Source organism: Tissierella pigra, from assembly GCF_018917845.1.
Classification (GTDB): domain Bacteria; phylum Bacillota; class Clostridia; order Tissierellales; family Tissierellaceae; genus Tissierella; species Tissierella pigra.
Window position 1 is genome coordinate 1,662,960 of sequence record NZ_JAHLPJ010000001.1, and the last position, 17,704, is coordinate 1,680,663.

Consider the following 17,704-nt stretch of genomic DNA (forward strand, 5'->3'; position numbering starts at 1 on the left):
AATACATGAAAAAAAGTATAAAGACTAGATTAGTTAAAAACTTTATGTTGATTATTGTTATAACTGTGCTAATTTTAGAAATAGGACTTATTAATGGAGTCAGAACATATTATTATAGAAGTATTGAAGATATACTTAGCAATCAAATTGAGTTTTCTAGGGATTATTATTTAAGATATTTTTATTCTGATTCCCTGGAGGATATTATTATAGACGATGTAGATGTATTTTGGCAGCATACAAATGCAGAAGTTCAAATACTAAATCCAGAAGGAAAACTATTGATGGACTCTTTAGGTGTTGCAAATGATGACTCAAATTTATATCCTGATATAAAAGCAGCTATAAATGGAGATAAAGGAGTATGGACAGGCAAGGTTGACTATTATGATAATACAGTTATGTCTGTATCAACAGCACTAAAAGAGCAGGATAGAGTAATAGGGATTATTAGGTTTATTACATCTCTTAAAGAAACTGATAATACAATAAGATCTGTTTCTTTTTTGTTACTTAGTATGGGACTAGTAGTGGTTTTTATATCAGGTTTGGTAAGTGTGTTTTTAGCCAACTCCATAGTAAAACCCCTTAAAGAAGTAACAGATGTGGCAGAAAAAATGGCAGATGGACAGCTGAAGGTTAGAAGTCAAATAAAACTTCAAGATGAAATAGGTAAACTATCGGATACTTTGAATTATATGGCAGAAGAATTAATAAAAAAAGAACAAATTAAAAATGATTTTATATCATCTGTATCTCATGAACTGAGAACTCCATTAACATCAATAAAAGGATGGGCAATAACATTGAAATCTGAGGATTTTAATGAAAATGATATTATATTAGATGGTCTTGAGATTATAGAAAAAGAAAGTGATAGATTGACTACAATGGTAGAAGAACTTTTAGATTTTTCACGATTTGTTTCTGGAAGAATACAATTAGAAAAAGATGATTTTAAAATTGCCGACACTATTAATATAATAGGAAAGCAATTATATCCTAAGGCTATTAATAATAAGATACAATTTATTACCAATATTGATGAGAATTTAGGAACTATATTAGCTGATGAAAATAGAATAAAACAAGTCCTCATTAATATTTTGGACAATGCCTTTAAATTTACATCTGAAGGTGGAGTTGTAGTATTAAATGCTTTTACGGAGGATGATAATTTAGTATTAGAAGTAAAGGACAATGGTTCAGGTATCTCTGAAGAAGATTTACCAAAAGTAAAGGAAAAATTTTATAAAGGGAAAAATAGTCAGTCCCATAGTGGTATAGGATTATCCATATGTGATGAGATAATTAAGCTTCATAATGGAAACATGGATATATATTCAAGTATCAATGAAGGAACTTTAGTAAGAGTAACTTTGCCCTTAGGAGAGGTTAATAAATGAAAAAACTATATTTAATCATAATATCTATAATCTTAATTTCTTTGTTAAGCTCATGTAGTATTAGTAAGTTTGAAACTAAAGATAAAATAAAAGCACCAGAAAATAAATTACCACCACTATTAGGTAAATGGGCCATAGAAAAAATCATAGATGAAAATGAAGAAGTATCTACAATGGATAAGGAAGCTTTATTTCACGAATCAGCAGTTGTCATAGGAGAAAATTATGCTTTAAATCCTGTTTATAAATTAAAGAATGTAAATCTTTCCGACTATTTATTATATAAATATAAAATGAGTCCTGAAGACTTAGGACTTAAAGAGGGAGAAGTTCAGATAATAACAGTATTTAGTAACAATCAGTTTTTTAATGAATTTATAAAATATAATGATGATGAAATTGTAAGTTTTATCCAAGATAAATTTTATTTTTTTAAGAAGTCTGTAGATAAAATAAGTAAGGAAGAAATCCATAGATATATAAATGTCGAAAACAGTATAATGCGAACTTCAAATATAGAAGAAGTGGATACTTTACGATCAGGAATTCTTTTGGGAATTAAATCCCATTTCTATGATGAAGAAAGTCAAAAAGACAACTGGAGTTATAAGACTCTTTGGATTAGGACAAATAATCGTAATACAGCATCTATATATGAATTAAAAGACTTATTGCTTCCTAGAAAAAAAGGATTTTGGTTAGTTAATGTAAATAGAGAAAATAATAATGGAGCTATTAATGATAAAATAAATGCAGTACAAAAAGGAAAGTTTAAAGAGGAGATAAATGACGAATCTTTTTACTCATTTAGAACAGCAAAAATTTCTAATGATACTAATGTTATAAAGCCTTCAATACTGAAAAATATTTTATATGTGGGAAATGACTATATATCTACAGAAACCATAGAGATATTAAGTAATAAAAAGACTATACAAGTATATCCAATAGATTCTTTAAATGATGAAAAAGCTATTAAGATTTCAGATGTAATAGGAGAAGATGGATTAAAGACATTTATAGAAGGTGCACAGGGTATAATCAAAGCTAATTCTAATATAGGGTTAAATGAAGAAAGTTTTGGTCTATCTAGAAGAAATGGATATTGGATTATGAAGGGAAGAATAAACTATATAAGTGGTGATGAAGAATTATATAAGGATTATAATATAAAAACTATTCCACCAAAAGAGTTAGTGAACTATGATAATCTGATTATTCCATGGAATATAATAAAATCCAAGGTTCCTGAAGCTATAGATGCCTTTACATCCCCCAATGAAGATATAATTCTTATTGTTACAAGAAACAATATATTAATATATGGAATTCATGATCATGATATATCTCAAAAGGAAATAGGAAAAATTAAGTTGAATAGTTCAGATAGTGTAGTCATGGCAGAATGGGCAATAGGAAGATATACCATGATTTGGGAAGATGAGGTTATAAAAAATGGAGCAGAGAATATTTATCCTTAATTTAAATAAAGGATAAATATTCTCCTTTATAATTAATAGGAATGTTTTACTTTTTTATAAGAGTTAATTTTTCTGTTCTTGAAAGTTGTTTTATGGCATATTCTCTTTTTTGAGCCTCAATTTTATTATCAAATTCTTCAAAATATACTAGTTTAACAGGAGTTCTGCCACGAGTATATTTTGCAGCCTTTCCTAAATTATGTTTATGAATTCTTTTATCTAAGTCCACAGTCCAACCAGTATAAAGTGTATTGTCTTTACATTTCAGTATATATACATAGCACAAATTATTTCACCTATCTTTAAGGGCTTCTTTCATTACCTTAGAAATAGTATCATAAGAGTATCCTTTTCGTTGTAAGAAGCCACTAAGTTTTCTATAAATAGAATTTTTGTCATGGTTTTTATAAGAATTTAATTTCTTCATTGCCAGTTCTAAAGCTATATCATATTGTTCATCTTTATCTAGAATTAAAACATCTTCTATAATTTCCTTGGGAATACCTTTTAAGATTAGTTCATATTTTATTCTTTCAGGACCCAACTTATTAAGATTTACTTTGTCATGAACGAAAGCTTCTGCAAAGGCTTTATCATTGATATAATTATTTTCCTTACAATAGGCAATGGCATTATTTATATAAAAGTCTTCAAAATTTTTACGTTTCAATGCCATATAGATTTCTTTTTCAGATCTTAGCCTATAAGATAATAAATTAAGTGCATGACTTGTTACTTTATTCTGCTCTTCGGCTTTAAGAATTTCTTTAATAAATTCATCAGTTACTTCCATCCCAACCTCTAAGTGATATTTAAACCTTAACTCCTCTTCTATACCTATGGAGAAAATATTATCCACATATATATTGACTCTATTCTTATTTCTTTGGGGTTCAATATTAGTAATTTTCATAGTTACCTCTTTCGTTAAATCTAAGTATTTTATTATATTATATCATAAAGTAGAATTTGAAAGAAATTTTATCTGAATCATTGATTAATTAATATATATATGCCTAATAATAGTAATAATTATTTAAATGCTATAATTTGAAAATCATTCACATTAGACTAAGTTTGTGATAACATAATTAGGTATAAAGAATTTTGGAGGAATGAGAATGTATAATATATTGGCTATATTGTTTAAATATATATTTATTATAATCATATATTTATTTATTTTTAGTATTATAAGACTTATATATTTAGATATAAGAAGTATGGAAGGAATATCTTCAGATAATAGGGTGTATTTAAAGTTAATCAATAGGAAAGAGTCCTTGCCATATAAAATCAAGGAGTACTATTCCATTGATAAAAATATAACTCTAGGCAGAAATAATCAAAATAATATTGTAGTAAAAGATCCATTTATATCTAAAAAACATTTTCAAATAATAGAAGATGAGGGAGAATATTATCTTGAGGATTTAAATAGTGCAAATGGTACACATTTAAATGGAGATAAAATATTTGATGCAATGCAATTAGAAGATGGAGATATTATTAGGGCGGGACAAATAGAGTTTTTGTTTGTAAATAGATGATAGGAGAATATTATGTCAAAAAAAGGAATCAGACCAAAGTCACCGAGAAACTTATTATTCGTTTTTGAAATTTTAGCATTATTATTATTATTTGTCTATGAAGGAGACAAAATAGATAGACTAACTTTAGGCACAGGTATTGGTTTAGTTATTATAATATATTTATCAAATTATATATTAACTAAGATTTCCTATGGAGATAATTACATATTTTTAATTGTTACTATGCTTATATCCATAGGAATAGTTATGATATATAGGATTGATTCAAGTCTTGGGATAAAACAGCTGATATGGTTATCCATAGGGATATTTTTATTTTTCTTAACCTACTTTATTTTAAAGTATATTAGAGGTTGGAAAAACTTCATATATCTTTATATAATTGCTTCATACATTTTGTTTTTTATTACCTTTGTATTTGGAAGCAGAAAAGGTGGAGCTATAAACTGGGTTAGTTTTGGTGGAATTGCCTTTCAGCCTGCTGAGATTACCAAACTTTTAGTAATATTCATACTAGCCTCTTACTACTCTGATACTTCTAGATGGAAAGAGTTAAAATATGGTCCTTATTATTTAATGGGAATTATATATTCCTTTATTTTATTACTATTTTTACAAAGAGATTTAGGTACGGCTTTAGTGTTTTATGGAATATTTATTATGATTCAGTTTATCTATGAAGAAGATAGAAAACTTGTATTATATAATATAGGATTATTTGCCATAGGCGGCATATTAGGATATACACTATTTGACCATGTTAAAATTAGATTTCAAGCTTGGTTGAATCCTTGGAAATATATAGAAAGACAAGGGTATCAAATAACTCAATCTTTATTTGCCATTGCTGAAGGAGGATTTTTTGGCAGAGGTTTAGGATTAGGGTATCCTGATTTTATTCCAGTAGTATATACAGATTTTATTTTTTCTGCTATATGTGAAGAAATGGGGGTATTCACTGGAATAGGTATAATAATGTTATTCATGATTCTTGTATATAGGGGATTTAAAATAGCCATTTCTCAAGAAAGTCTATTTTATAAAATACTGGCTTTAGGTATTAGTATTTTATTTGGAATTCAATCCTTTATTATTTTAGGTGGAGTTTTAAAGATGATACCACTGACAGGACTGACTTTACCTTTTGTTAGTTATGGGGGGAGTTCTATATTATCTAGTTTTATTGCCCTTGGAGTTCTACAAATATGCTCTGAAGAAATAAAGATAAAGGAGGAATTTGATGAACAAAGAGACTAAAAGAATAATAGTTGTATTAGTTGGGTTTTGCCTAATGTTTATTAGTTTAATAGTATATATAAGCTATTTTCAAGTATTTAAGGCAGAGGCAGTAAAAAACAACAGTTATAATAAAAGACTATGGATCAATGAAGAATCCATACTTAGGGGGTCTATCTTAGATAGAAATCATAAGGTCTTAGCCTATAGTGAAAAAAAAGATGATTTATATAAAAGATACTATCCTTATGGCAGATTGTATAGTCATATAATAGGATATAGTTATCGTGAGTATGGAAAAGTAGGTTTAGAGCTTCAATATAATAATGCTCTTTTAAATATAAATGAAAATGCAGCTATCAATGAAATAAAAAATTTAGTTATACCTACTACTGAGGGAAATAATCTAAGACTAACTATAGATCATGAATTACAAAATAAGGCCAGAGGATTGTTAAAAGGGAAGAAAGGCTCTATTGTTGCAATGAATCCTGTTACTGGTGAAATATATGCAATGGTCAGCCTCCCAGATTTTGATGTTTCAAATTTGAAGGAAGATTGGAAAGAAATATCGGAAAATCCAAATAGTCCTTTAGTAAATAGAGCTACTCAAGGATTATATGCTCCAGGCTCTACTTTTAAGATTTTAACTACTGTTGCAGCTTTAGGAACACCAAATTTAGATAAAGATTACGATTGTGTGGGAAGTACAAAGATTAATGGGTATATATTTAAAGACTATCAAGGGAAGGCTCATGGGCATATAGATTTAAAACAAGCATTGGTTAAATCATGTAATACTTATTTTACAGAGAAGTCTATTGAAATAGGAAAGGAAAAAATGGGAAATGTAGCAGATAAGTTTTTAATTAATGGTGATATTCCTTTTGACCTGCCTACTAAAAGCTCACAGTATCCTTATAAGGGTAATTTAGATAAAACAGATATTGCGGCCTCTGCCATAGGTCAAGGTAAAGTATTGGTAACTCCATTAAATATGGCATTAGTAGCTTCTGGTATTGCCAATGGGGGAGAAATAGTAAAGCCAATATTAGTAAAAGAGATAATATCTAAAAATGACAAAGTGATGAAATCCTATAATACTGAAGTATTATCTCAAGGTACAGATCCTATTACTGCAGAGAAAGTAAAAGAGATGATGGTAGAAGTAGTAAAATCAGGTACAGGAACAAATGCTAGAATTAAAAATATAGAAGTAGCAGGGAAAACAGGAACTGCTGAAAATGCAAGTGGAAAATCCCATGCTTGGTTTGTAGGATTTGCTCCAGCAAAAGAACCAAAAGTAGCTGTTGCAGTTATATTAGAAGAAGAAGGTTCAACAGGAGGTAAAACAGCAGCACCTATAGCAAGAGATATTATGATTCATGTAATAAATAATATCAAAGATTAAGGGAGGAGATTCAATGGAAAGTAAAAAAGAAACATTGGAACGAAAAGATTTACCACAAGAATTAAAATGGGACTTAGAATCTATGTACAAAGATGTAGGAGAATGGGAAAAGGATTATAATAAGGCTAAGGAAATGGCTAAGAATTTTGATTCCCATAAGGGTGAAGCAGTTTCCAGCAGTGAGAATTTATATAATACATTAAAGGATAAAGATGAATTATATAGACTGGCAAGTAATCTATATTCTTATACTCATATGAAATTAGATGAAGATACTAGAGATGGAAAGTCTCAAGCTTTATCAGATAAAGGTTTAAGTCTCTATATAGAAGTAGAAGAAAAGACGTCTTTTTTAGTACCAGAGATATTAACTTTAGATTTGAATGTTTTAGAGAAATATTATGAAGAAAAACCTGAGTTAAAATTATATAAAAAATATATAGATAATATTTTAAGACAAAAGAGTCATGTGCTATCTGCTAGAGAAGAGTCTATATTAGCACAAGTTGGAGAAATAGGTTCTGCACCAGAAAAGATATATTCTATGTTAAGTGATGCAGATTTAAAATTCCCTGTTATAAAGGATGAAGATGGTAAAGATGTGGAGATAACTCATGGAAACTTTATTCCACTGATGGAATCCAAAAATAGAGATGTAAGAAAAAATGCTTTTGAAGCTTTATATAATACTTATGAAGGATTTAAAAATACATTTGCAGCTGCCCTAAGTGGAGATTTAAAGAAAAATATATTTAATGCAAATATTAGAAACTATAAATCAAGCAGAGAAGCTTCCTTAGATACAAATAATATTCCTTTATCTGTATATGATAATTTAATTAATTCTGTTCACAATAATTTAGACAGTATGTATAAATATATGGAAATTAGAAAAAGAGCATTAGAAGTAGAGGAACTTCATATGTATGATTTATATACTCCAATAGTAAAAGATGTAGATTTCAAAATTCCATATAAAGAAGGAGTAGAATTAGTTAAAAAGGCTTTAGTTCCTCTTGGTGAAGAATATATGGATGTAGTAGAAGAAGGATTTAGTTCACGTTGGATAGATGTATATGAAAATAGAGGTAAAAGATCAGGTGCATATTCTAGTGGGTCCTATGATTCTAAACCATTTATATTATTAAATTATCACGATACATTAGACAATGTATTTACTACAGCTCATGAAATGGGTCACTCAATTCATAGCTATTTTACAAGAAAAAATCAACCCTTTGTTTATGGAAATTATTCTATATTTGTAGCCGAGGTTGCATCTACAGCTAATGAATCTTTGCTTATGGACTATATGTTAAAGAATGTAGTGGATAAAAATGAAAGATTATATCTACTAAATCATTATTTAGAAAGTTTTAGAACCACTGTATTTAGACAAACTATGTTTGCAGAGTTTGAAAAGATAATAAATGAACATCTAGAAAAGGGTGAATCATTAACAGCAGACTATTTATGTGAAGAATATAAGAAATTAAATGAACTATATTATGGACCGAGTGTGGTAGTAGATGATGAAATAGCAATAGAGTGGGCAAGAATACCTCATTTCTACTACAACTACTATGTATTCCAATATGCTACAGGATATTCAGCAGCAGTTGCGCTATCTCAAAAGGTACTTGAAGAAGGGAAGGAATCAGTAGATAAATATCTAAACTTCCTAAAGAGCGGAAGTTCAGATTATCCTCTAAACGTGCTAAAGCTGGCAGGAGTAGATATGACCACAGAAGAACCAGTAAACAACGCAATGAAGTTATTTAGTAAATTAGTAGATGAAATGGATAAGTTAATATAGATATAATAAAAAAGATACCAATGCTTGGTATCTTTTTTATGCAAAGAAAAATAAATGTTTAGATTTATTAAAAAATAACGACAGGTTTATTTGAAAGGGAATGTATAAAATGGTAATATGTAAATAGATTGTAATAAATTTGAAAACAAGAGATTTTCAAATAATAATTGAATGGATAGAAAATAAATAAGTTAATATTTAGGAGATTCAATATGAATTTTATTAATTTTATAACAATTTTTATTCCACTAAACTTTATGGCTATGTATTTTTTAATAAAGGTTAGGAATATGTATTTTTTTATACCAATAATCTGTATATTCTATATTAAGATATTCGATTTAGAAAATAAAGCCTATTATAATATTCCAGAAGATTATAAAAAAATTAGGGAGAAATATATTCCGAAAGAATTTAGTGTTTCTTCTGAAAAAACTTTTCTTATGCACTATCTAGATGCTTCGAGGAGAAGGGCAATTCGCAAGAAAAAATATAGAATAAAGATATTTGTGATGGCTACTATATTCATGGTTATTATAACTAAACTATATGGTGAGAAGGCGTTCAGTAGTATTGTAGAATTACTAGCTTATATGACTACTATTATGGTCATATTATGGGTTTCAATAGCACTATACTATGACATTAAATCATATAAAAAGTATATAGAAATATATGGAGAAGCGGAAAAAGAAATTGATAAGTTTCTGATATTGAAAAGTGCTTTACACCTACTAACACAGCTCTTTGCTATTGTTTTTATGCGTATAAGTATAACCAGACTATATAGACCACGGAGAAGGTTCTGGAGAAGGTACTGAATCTAAAAATCAATAGATAAACCCCTTAATTTAAATAATGTAATTAAGGGGTTTTGTTCTATAAGGGGCAGTTTTCTATAAAAACTTACTTCTTAAATTACTCCAATACATATCTTTATCAAAATTTAATTTCTTAATAGTCTTATGGGAAAGCTTTAAATTTATACTGGTGATATTATTATACTTAAACTCAACTCCATCATTTATAATTAAAATAGAATTTTCATATCTAAATTCGGGTTTAATGGATATTGTTATATCTCCAGGAACTACAGCACTATTAGGTAAAGACCGATATACCTTAGAGCTAATAGGAGATAGGGGTGTTAATTGTAAAGTCTTTAGTGATGGATATATTATACTGCCACCACTGGAAAAATTGTATGCTGTACTACCTACTGGTGTAGATATAATTACTCCATCTCCACTGAATTTTTCTAAATAATTGCCATCTAAAGATATTTCCAGATGAACAACTTTAGACTTTATGCCCTTTATAACTATTTCATTTACTCCAGTAAGAAAGAAAGATTTACTTTTAGTACATATCTCTGCACTTACTAATGAAATTTCTTCTACCAAATAATCTTTATTTATATATTTATTAATAAATTCATCTATATTTTCAGGTAGAATTTCTTGGAAAAAGCCTAAGTGTCCAGTATTTATACCGACAAAGGGGATACTTGGAAATTTATTACGGTGTATGGCTCTTAAAAATGCTCCATCTCCTCCCACGCATATATTTAATTCTGCATTATCATTATATTTTTCTGATATATGAAAACCTTTATTTTTAAGTTTATCCGATAAAATTTCAGATGTTTTTTTAGATTCATAGTTATAATTTGAAATAATATTTATTATTCTCACGAATGTACCCCCTAAATGGTTTAGTCTTTAAATTTATATAATATCTGATATAATTAGTTTACCTATATATTATATAATAAACATAAAAAGATTTGGAGGTAAATATGGATTTATTTAAGGAAAGTGAAAACATTGTTACTTTTAAAGTAGATAACCATGATTTAAATTTAGAAGAATTTCTTGTTACTAAGGATTTATCAGGAAGATTATTCAGAAAACTATATAAAGAAAAGAATATTTATGTAAATGGGAAAACTAGAAGAAAAGGACTAAAACTTGAAAAAGGAGATATAGTATCTATTCTCATGGAAAATGAAGAAGAAAATACTATGCCAGAAAAAATGGATATAGATATAGTCTATGAGGACTTTGATTTATTAATTTTAAACAAACAGCCAAATGTTGTAGTGCATCCCACAAAATCCCATCAAGAAAATACTTTGTCTAATGGTATATCATATTACTTTAAAGAAAAGGGAATACAAAAGAAAATTAGATTTGTAAATAGATTAGATATGAATACTACAGGAATTTTAATAGTTGCTAAAAATCCTTTTGCTCATCAGCAAATGGCATTACAATTTGAGTCCAATATGGTAGAAAAAAAATATCAAGCAATAGTTAAAGGAAGTGTAGAAAAAGAGGAAGATTATATAGATTTACCCATTGGAAGGGAAGAGGAAAAAAGTATTAAAAAGACAATAACAGACAACGGACAAGATGCCTTAACTAAATACTCTGTAATAGAAAGATATAGTAATGGTAGTCTTTTAGATGTTCAAATATTTACAGGAAGATCTCACCAGATTAGAGTCCATTTAAATCATATAGGTCATCCCATAATTGGAGATACTTTATATAGTGAAGAAAGTAGTTATATAAACAGACAAGCTCTTCACTCCTATTATTTAAAAATAAAACATCCTAGAACAAAGGAAGATATAGAATTTATTGCACCATTACCAGAAGATATGAAGGGACTAATAAACCATCTAAAGAATAAGTAAATTTACTTATTCTTTAGATGGTTTTCTATTATCCTACTTTTTTTCTTCAGTTTTAGATGTAGGAGTATTTAATACCTTCATTATTTCCATCATAGCATTCATTTCTTTCATCTTATCACTATTTTTTTGACTATCTCCAGTTAGCATAGGTCCAAGAAGGCTCATTAGTTGAGTAGGATCTTTTACTGCATCTTTATTTCCCATTACTGAACTCATCATCCCAAACATTTGTTTATATTTATCCATGTTGACGATAAAATCCATCATCATTCCAAGATTTTTAACTTCTGTATTAGGCGTTTCTTTTTGAATTACATTGACCATTTTACTTATTCTTTCCTTATTATTATCTACAGATATTGGCTCTTTGATATAAACATATTCATCGTTTTTCATGAAATCTGCTAATTCATTTATTTTTATTAATCTTTCAGTAAATAATATTGATTTATTTATCAAAGGTATGTATTGTTCAGGAAAATACGCTCCAACCTTTTTTGCTAATTTAATCTTTTCAGCAGTATATTTAGGGTCTATGTCCATGGAGTTTACAAAATTTCCTAAGGAATTTAATGCAGCCACATCACTTTCTTTATTTTTGCCCATTATTAGTAAAAATAAAAATATTAATATTTTATTATCCAAAATTATCCCTCCCAAATCTAATATAATAACCATTATATGCAAAAAGGAATTAATAGTTGCAGTGCAATTTAGTAATATATTTAATTTAGCTTTCATAAATTAAAATATAAGATAGAAGGGGGTAATGTAATGAAGGAAAAAGATATACAAAAAATTGTAGACAATATAGGTAAATACAATCCTAGTGAGGAAGATATTATGCTAATTGAAAGTTTACAGGATCAATATATGGATAAATCTGATGATGATTTATTTGTAGAAATAATAAGAGTAAATGATGAAATCGAAAATAACCTAAGTCCAGAACAATATGAAGAAATATTTCATAAGCTAGAAAGTATTAGACCAATGTTAAGTGAAGAACAAAATCTAAAATTAGATAAGATACTAAAAATTTTAAATAAGGATTAATATATGAAAGGGCTGACTTTTAAATAGTTGGTCCTTTCTTATTATGGTATTTTAACAAATCTAGGAAATAGACATGGCAATCATAAGGTGCTATAATGTAATAGACATTATGTAAACCAAAAGGAGTGGTTTAATGCAAATAAATAAGAAGTTAAAGTTAGTTCTACTTATGGCTATTTCTATTATCCTATTATCCACTGTGCTATTCTATATGCAAAAGAATAATGAGGTAGAAGATATGCCCTATACCTTATTTTTAAATCACTTGGAGAAAGGATTAGTTGAAGAAGTAGAATTATCTAATAGTGGAAAAATAAAGATAAAGCTTACAAATAATAAAGTTGCTACTACAGATAATCCAAGAACCGACAGATTTAAAGAAGAGCTGTTAATGTATGATGTGAAAGTAATAGAGAAGACTAATGGTGTAAATCAAGCTATACCAATGTTAATACTAGTATCGGCAATGGGATTGATGATATTTTACTTAAATAAGAATATGTCTAAACAGGCTGAGAAAGAAATGACCAAGATGTCACAAATAGATGCAGAGTTATCTAAAAAAAGAATAACTTTTAAAGATGTGGCAGGTAATGAGGAAGCTAAAGAATCTTTAATGGATATGGTAGATTTTATAAAGAATCCAGAGATTTATAACAACTTTGGTGCAAGATTACCTAGAGGAGTCCTTTTATATGGTGCGCCGGGAACAGGAAAAACTCTTATGGCTAAGGCAATGGCAGGAGAGGCAGAAGTTCCTTTTTATGCTGTATCAGGATCTGATTTTGTACAAGTATATGCAGGACTTGGTGCCAGTCGTATAAGAGAGTTATTTAAAAAAGCTAAAGAAGCTGGAAAGTCTGTTATATTTATAGATGAAATAGACTCCCTTGGAAAAAAGAGAAAGTCTGGAGATAATCCTTCAGGAAGTGAGGAAGGGGATAGAACATTAAACGCATTGTTAACAGAGATGTCTGGATTTAAGGATAATGAAGGAATAATAGTAGTTGCAGCAACAAACAGGATAGATATCCTAGATGAGGCTTTATTGAGACCGGGAAGATTTGATAGACAAGTGGAAGTTTCTTTACCAGATGTAAATGGAAGATATGAAATTCTTAAACTACACAGTAGAAATAAACCAGTTGCTAAAAATGTAGATTTAAAAAAGGTTGCATTAGAGACCATTTACTTTAGTGGTGCTAAGCTTGAAAATTTAATGAACGAATCTGCCATTATAGCTGTAAAGGAAAAATCCAAAGAAATTACAATGAATCATATAAATAAAGCATATTATTCAGTATTGGTTGGAGATGAAAAAAAGGATAGGTCAGCAATAAGCCATGTAGATAGAGAAATAACAGCCTATCATGAAGCAGGACACGCTTTGGTGGCAAAGTTAGTAGCAAAGGATAATAGAGTTACTAAAGTAAGTATTATTCCAAGCACAAAGGGTATGGGAGGATTTAGTCTAAACATTCCACCGGATAAAATGTATCAGACTAAAAAAGACATACTAAGAAATGTAATGATTTCATTAGGTGGAAGAGTAGCAGAGGAAATAATATATGGTAAAGAAAATATTACAACAGGAGCTTCTTCAGATTTAGAGAAAGCTACAGATATGACTTTATCTATGATTGGTGTATTTGGTATGGATGAAGAAGTAGGGCTTTTAAACTATAATGTTTTATCTGGTAGGGATATTAATAATGGAGTTTTAATAAAGAGAGCAAAGGATATATTAAATACTCTTTATGAGGATACTATTAACTTATTAAATACTAATATAGATATTTTACATTCTTTAGCAGGAAAGCTTATAGATAAAGAAGTTCTTTATGAAGATGAAATAAACAATATAGTTTACAAATCATAACAAATAATATATTTAGAGTTTACTTGAAAAAATACAAAAAAAGATGTATAATGAAAATATAAAGAAACTCTGCGATGTGCGTTGGCTTTGATAATTCAACCGACATAACAGACATGGGAGTCTGGGTTTAACATTGGATAACAAGCCCCCTTGAGGGGACGTTAGAATATGTTAACAAGAAACCCCCCTTTTAGAAGGCGGGTATGAATTACCTTAGTTGACGGCATTGCGGGAAAAATCCTCTCAAGTTTTACTTGAGAGGATTTTTGTTGTTTATACAATATTTATCGGAAATTTTTTTCTTTCTTTAAAAATATGGACATATTTGAATCCCAGTTCTTTCAACATTTTTTCAGCAGATCTATATCCATATCCTATGGTATCAGGCTTATGGGAATCTGAGCCTATGGTTATTATTTCTCCTCCTAATTCTCTATATAATTTTAAGATTTGAATCTTAGGGTGAAAATAACCTAAGCCATACCTCATTCCAGCAGTATTTATCTCAATTCCTTTGCCATTTTCAATTAAAATCTTTAATATGGATTCTATCATATAATGGTATTCATCATATTTTGGAATAGTAGAGTAATCATCAAAATATCTGTCAATATAATCTAAATGTCCTAGAATATCAAAATTATTAAATCCTTTTACACAAGTATACATATCATTATAGTACGCCTCTAAAGCTTTCAGAGGTTCAATTTCTTTAGTAAAACCATCAGCATGTATATCTAGTTTATTTACTGAATGAACAGACATTAAAACAAAATCGAAGTTATTGTCATCAATAAATTCATTGTATCTTTCAAATAAATGTGGCTGGATGCCTATTTCTACACCTGCCAGTATTTCAATATCCTTCATATACTTATACTTCACTTGTCTAATATTTTTGAAGTAATCAGATGTTCTAAAAACAAAATCAATTCTTTCTACGGTGGAATCTAAATCAACATGATCAGTAAAACATATACTTTTTAAATTATTGTCAATGGCAGCTAATACCATGGATTCCATAGATGCTTTAGAATCAATGGAATATTCACTATGAAGATGAAAGTCATACATTTGATTAACACTCCTAAAATTATATTTATTATATTTATAAAGAATTTTACTAAAGAATAGAGAAATAGTAAAGACTTATTTAGCAAAGTCCTCTTTATATTGAAGCCTATATAAATCGTAATACATCCCTTCCATAGATAATAATTCTTGGTGGGTACCTATTTCTTTAATATTACCTTTACTAAGAACTATGATTTTGTCTGCATGTTGAATAGTAGATAATCTATGGGCAACAGCAATACTGGTTCTGCCTTTAATTAATTTTTCAAGAGCATCTTGAATTAATAGTTCTGTCTCTGTATCTATACTTGATGTAGCCTCATCTAATATTAATATACTTGGATTGTAGGCTAAAGTTCTAGCAAAGGAGAGAAGCTGTCTTTCGCCAGAAGATAAAGTTGAACCTCTTTCCATTACAGGTTCCTTATATTTAAGAGGTAGTTTATTTATAAAATAATCTGCATTAACATACTTAGCCACCTCTATAATTTTGTCATCAGAGATTTCAGTATTGTTTAATCTAATATTATCTTCTATGGTTCCAGTAAATAGAAAAACATCTTGTAATACTACACCTATTTTTTGTCGTAATTCATATTTATTATATTCTTTTATATTAATATCGTCTATTAATATTTCCCCTTTTTGTATATCATAAAATCTAGTAATTAAGTTCATAATAGAGGACTTACCAGCTCCTGTTGCTCCAACAAATGCAATAGTTTCACCAGGGTTTATTATGAAACTAATATCTTTTAATACCCAATTATCAGATTCGTAGGCAAACCAAACATTTCTAAACTCAATCTTACCTTTTATATTGTCAATACTCATAGGGTTATTAGGATTTTCTACAATATCTGTATTATCTAATATATGAAAAATTCGCTCACTTGAAGCCATGGCAGATTGAAGTATATTATATTTTTCAGTCAAATCAAGTATTGGTTGAAAGAACCTTTGTAGATACTCTATAAAGGCATATAATACCCCAAATTCTATTGAATTTGAAATAACTTTATCACCACCATAATATATAATAAAAGCTATACCTAGTGAACGAATAACTTCTATGGAAGGTCTAAATATGGCAAAAAGAGTAATTTCTTTTTTTGCTGTTTTCAAATAATCTTGATTGATTTTATCAAACTGATTTGAGATTTTGTTTTCTTTCTTAAATATATGGATTATCCTCATTCCAGTTAGATTTTCGTTTAAAGTAGAATTAATTTTAGATAATTGTACTCTTGCCAGTCTATACACTACTCTGATTTTCTTTCTAAAGATAATAGATGCCACAATGATTAAAGGAACTAAGGCAAAAGAAATTAAAGCCAAAGTTAAATTCATTTTAATCATAATAAAGATAATACCTATAAGGACAAATATATCCTTAAATAAGTTGACTAAAACAGATGTATACATTTCATTTAAAGTTTCAGTATCATTTGTAACTCTAGTTACTAGTCTTCCAATAGGATTCTTATCAAAAAATGATATAGAAAGACTTTGAATATGAGCAAATATCTCTTGTCTTATATTGAAAATAATCTTTTGTGAAGTATAATTTAAAATCAATACTTGAAGATAATTTAAAACAAAAGCAAGTACAATAGAAACCAAGAAAATAAGAGCTATTTTGTTTATGCCTTTAATATCTGGATTTCTAAAATTTATATATGAATCATTATCTAAGAGAATTCTATTTTCCACTGATTTATCTTCATAATCACCAAGGTAATAGTCTCCATTTTCTTTTACTATATTTACAATAGGATAATCTTCTAACTGTAAATTATCTACTGTGTTTATGGAATTAACTTTTACATATTTTTTATTATTAAATATTATTCCTTCATATGTAGAATCAATTTCCATTTCATACATAGGTTTTGTATAACCTGATAAATAGTCATCTATAGTTACTTTAAGTAAATAAGGTTTTATAAGTTCTAAACCTGTAATAGTAACCATCATAAGAATAGCTAGGAGCAAATATAAAGTATAGGGTTTAGCATATTGTAAAAGTCGTTTCATTAATTTACTATCATAGGATTTTCCTACTATTTCATCATCATATTCTCTACTCAT

General features: G+C 28.3%; 16 protein-coding genes and 1 other RNA gene. 11 read left to right on the forward strand and 6 right to left on the reverse strand.

All coding sequences use genetic code 11. The features are described 5' to 3' along the window. Positions 1–5: 5 nt before the first annotated feature. Both KQI41_RS08085 and KQI41_RS08090 read left to right on the forward strand, forming a co-directional pair. On the forward strand, positions 6–1,406 hold the full coding sequence (locus tag KQI41_RS08085) for a sensor histidine kinase (RefSeq protein WP_154440847.1): 1,401 nt from the start codon (positions 6–8) through the stop codon (positions 1,404–1,406). Then, entirely contained in the window at positions 1,403–2,887 is a 1,485-nt protein-coding gene (locus KQI41_RS08090) for a hypothetical protein (protein ID WP_154440848.1), read from the forward strand. The genes KQI41_RS08085 and KQI41_RS08090 overlap by 4 nt, the downstream gene beginning before the upstream one ends. Positions 2,888–2,933: 46 nt before the next feature. Here KQI41_RS08090 and KQI41_RS08095 read toward each other — a convergent pair whose 3' ends face one another. Further along, positions 2,934–3,173, reverse strand: coding sequence for a GIY-YIG nuclease family protein (locus KQI41_RS08095; protein WP_154440849.1), 240 nt, complete (start codon positions 3,171–3,173; stop codon positions 2,934–2,936). A gap of 6 nt (positions 3,174–3,179) precedes the next feature. After that, positions 3,180–3,800 carry a regulatory protein RecX gene (locus KQI41_RS08100; protein WP_154440850.1) on the reverse strand — a complete coding sequence of 207 codons (621 nt, stop codon included), beginning with the start codon at positions 3,798–3,800 and terminating at the stop codon, positions 3,180–3,182. 208 nt (positions 3,801–4,008) lie between these two features. Between KQI41_RS08100 and KQI41_RS08105 the strand changes: the two genes are divergently transcribed. From KQI41_RS08105 to KQI41_RS08125, 5 genes are all read left to right on the forward strand, one after another. After that, a complete protein-coding gene (locus tag KQI41_RS08105; RefSeq protein ID WP_154440851.1) occupies positions 4,009–4,437 on the forward strand; it encodes an FHA domain-containing protein in 429 nt (142 codons plus the stop codon). Positions 4,438–4,449: 12 nt separating this feature from the next. After that, positions 4,450–5,697 (forward strand): FtsW/RodA/SpoVE family cell cycle protein, encoded by a 1,248-nt coding sequence (locus tag KQI41_RS08110; RefSeq protein ID WP_154440852.1) that lies wholly within the window; start codon positions 4,450–4,452, stop codon positions 5,695–5,697. Next, positions 5,681–7,087 (forward strand): peptidoglycan D,D-transpeptidase FtsI family protein, encoded by a 1,407-nt coding sequence (locus KQI41_RS08115; RefSeq protein WP_154440853.1) that lies wholly within the window; start codon positions 5,681–5,683, stop codon positions 7,085–7,087. The genes KQI41_RS08110 and KQI41_RS08115 overlap by 17 nt, the downstream gene beginning before the upstream one ends. A gap of 13 nt (positions 7,088–7,100) precedes the next feature. Next, entirely contained in the window at positions 7,101–8,903 is a 1,803-nt protein-coding gene (gene pepF / locus KQI41_RS08120; RefSeq protein WP_154440854.1) for an oligoendopeptidase F, read from the forward strand. Between the two features lie 212 nt (positions 8,904–9,115). Then, the gene (locus tag KQI41_RS08125; protein WP_154440855.1) at positions 9,116–9,724 is read left to right on the forward strand and encodes a hypothetical protein; all 609 of its coding nucleotides are present in this window, start codon (positions 9,116–9,118) and stop codon (positions 9,722–9,724) included. 75 nt (positions 9,725–9,799) lie between these two features. Here the strand turns inward: KQI41_RS08125 and KQI41_RS08130 are convergent, their stop codons facing one another. Further along, complete coding sequence (locus KQI41_RS08130) at positions 9,800–10,597, reverse strand: NAD(+)/NADH kinase (protein WP_216585130.1); 798 nt, start codon at positions 10,595–10,597, stop codon at positions 9,800–9,802. Positions 10,598–10,701: 104 nt separating this feature from the next. On the opposite strand from KQI41_RS08130, the gene KQI41_RS08135 reads away from it, so the two are divergent. Beyond that, positions 10,702–11,604, forward strand: a complete 903-nt coding sequence (locus KQI41_RS08135; RefSeq protein ID WP_154440856.1) for an RluA family pseudouridine synthase — start codon at positions 10,702–10,704, stop codon at positions 11,602–11,604. A gap of 33 nt (positions 11,605–11,637) precedes the next feature. On the opposite strand, the gene KQI41_RS08140 is transcribed toward KQI41_RS08135, so the two are convergent. Next, positions 11,638–12,249: a hypothetical protein gene (locus KQI41_RS08140; protein ID WP_154440857.1), complete on the reverse strand. Its 612-nt coding sequence runs from the start codon at positions 12,247–12,249 to the stop codon at positions 11,638–11,640. A gap of 129 nt (positions 12,250–12,378) precedes the next feature. Here KQI41_RS08140 and KQI41_RS08145 point away from each other — a divergent pair, with 129 nt between their 5' ends. From KQI41_RS08145 to ssrS, 3 genes are all read left to right on the forward strand, one after another. Next, positions 12,379–12,660 (forward strand): hypothetical protein, encoded by a 282-nt coding sequence (locus tag KQI41_RS08145; protein ID WP_154440858.1) that lies wholly within the window; start codon positions 12,379–12,381, stop codon positions 12,658–12,660. A gap of 133 nt (positions 12,661–12,793) precedes the next feature. Next, positions 12,794–14,539: an ATP-dependent metallopeptidase FtsH/Yme1/Tma family protein gene (locus KQI41_RS08150; RefSeq protein WP_154440859.1), complete on the forward strand. Its 1,746-nt coding sequence runs from the start codon at positions 12,794–12,796 to the stop codon at positions 14,537–14,539. A gap of 63 nt (positions 14,540–14,602) precedes the next feature. Then, positions 14,603–14,778, forward strand: a non-coding RNA gene (gene ssrS / locus KQI41_RS08155) — 6S RNA. 34 nt (positions 14,779–14,812) lie between these two features. Here the strand turns inward: ssrS and KQI41_RS08160 are convergent. Both KQI41_RS08160 and KQI41_RS08165 read right to left on the reverse strand, forming a co-directional pair. Then, positions 14,813–15,613, reverse strand: a complete 801-nt coding sequence (locus KQI41_RS08160) for a histidinol-phosphatase HisJ family protein (RefSeq protein ID WP_154442654.1) — start codon at positions 15,611–15,613, stop codon at positions 14,813–14,815. Between the two features lie 75 nt (positions 15,614–15,688). Continuing rightward, complete coding sequence (locus KQI41_RS08165) at positions 15,689–17,704, reverse strand: ABC transporter ATP-binding protein (protein ID WP_154442652.1); 2,016 nt, start codon at positions 17,702–17,704, stop codon at positions 15,689–15,691.

Excerpts from the sequence above, each read along its gene's own strand:
- KQI41_RS08135 (WP_154440856.1), top strand. The coding sequence starts at position 10,702 with ATGGATTTATTTAAGGAAAGTGAAAACATTGTTACTTTTAAAGTAGAT.
- KQI41_RS08105 (WP_154440851.1), top strand. The coding sequence starts at position 4,009 with ATGTATAATATATTGGCTATATTGTTTAAATATATATTTATTATAATC.
- pepF (WP_154440854.1), top strand. The coding sequence starts at position 7,101 with ATGGAAAGTAAAAAAGAAACATTGGAACGAAAAGATTTACCACAAGAA.
- KQI41_RS08085 (WP_154440847.1), top strand. The coding sequence starts at position 6 with ATGAAAAAAAGTATAAAGACTAGATTAGTTAAAAACTTTATGTTGATT.
- KQI41_RS08110 (WP_154440852.1), top strand. The coding sequence starts at position 4,450 with ATGTCAAAAAAAGGAATCAGACCAAAGTCACCGAGAAACTTATTATTC.
- KQI41_RS08125 (WP_154440855.1), top strand. The coding sequence starts at position 9,116 with ATGAATTTTATTAATTTTATAACAATTTTTATTCCACTAAACTTTATG.
- KQI41_RS08090 (WP_154440848.1), top strand. The coding sequence starts at position 1,403 with ATGAAAAAACTATATTTAATCATAATATCTATAATCTTAATTTCTTTG.
- KQI41_RS08165 (WP_154442652.1), bottom strand. The coding sequence starts at position 17,704 with ATGAGTAGAGAATATGATGATGAAATAGTAGGAAAATCCTATGATAGT.
- KQI41_RS08100 (WP_154440850.1), bottom strand. The coding sequence starts at position 3,800 with ATGAAAATTACTAATATTGAACCCCAAAGAAATAAGAATAGAGTCAAT.
- KQI41_RS08145 (WP_154440858.1), top strand. The coding sequence starts at position 12,379 with ATGAAGGAAAAAGATATACAAAAAATTGTAGACAATATAGGTAAATAC.
- KQI41_RS08115 (WP_154440853.1), top strand. The coding sequence starts at position 5,681 with ATGAACAAAGAGACTAAAAGAATAATAGTTGTATTAGTTGGGTTTTGC.
- KQI41_RS08150 (WP_154440859.1), top strand. The coding sequence starts at position 12,794 with ATGCAAATAAATAAGAAGTTAAAGTTAGTTCTACTTATGGCTATTTCT.
- KQI41_RS08160 (WP_154442654.1), bottom strand. The coding sequence starts at position 15,613 with ATGTATGACTTTCATCTTCATAGTGAATATTCCATTGATTCTAAAGCA.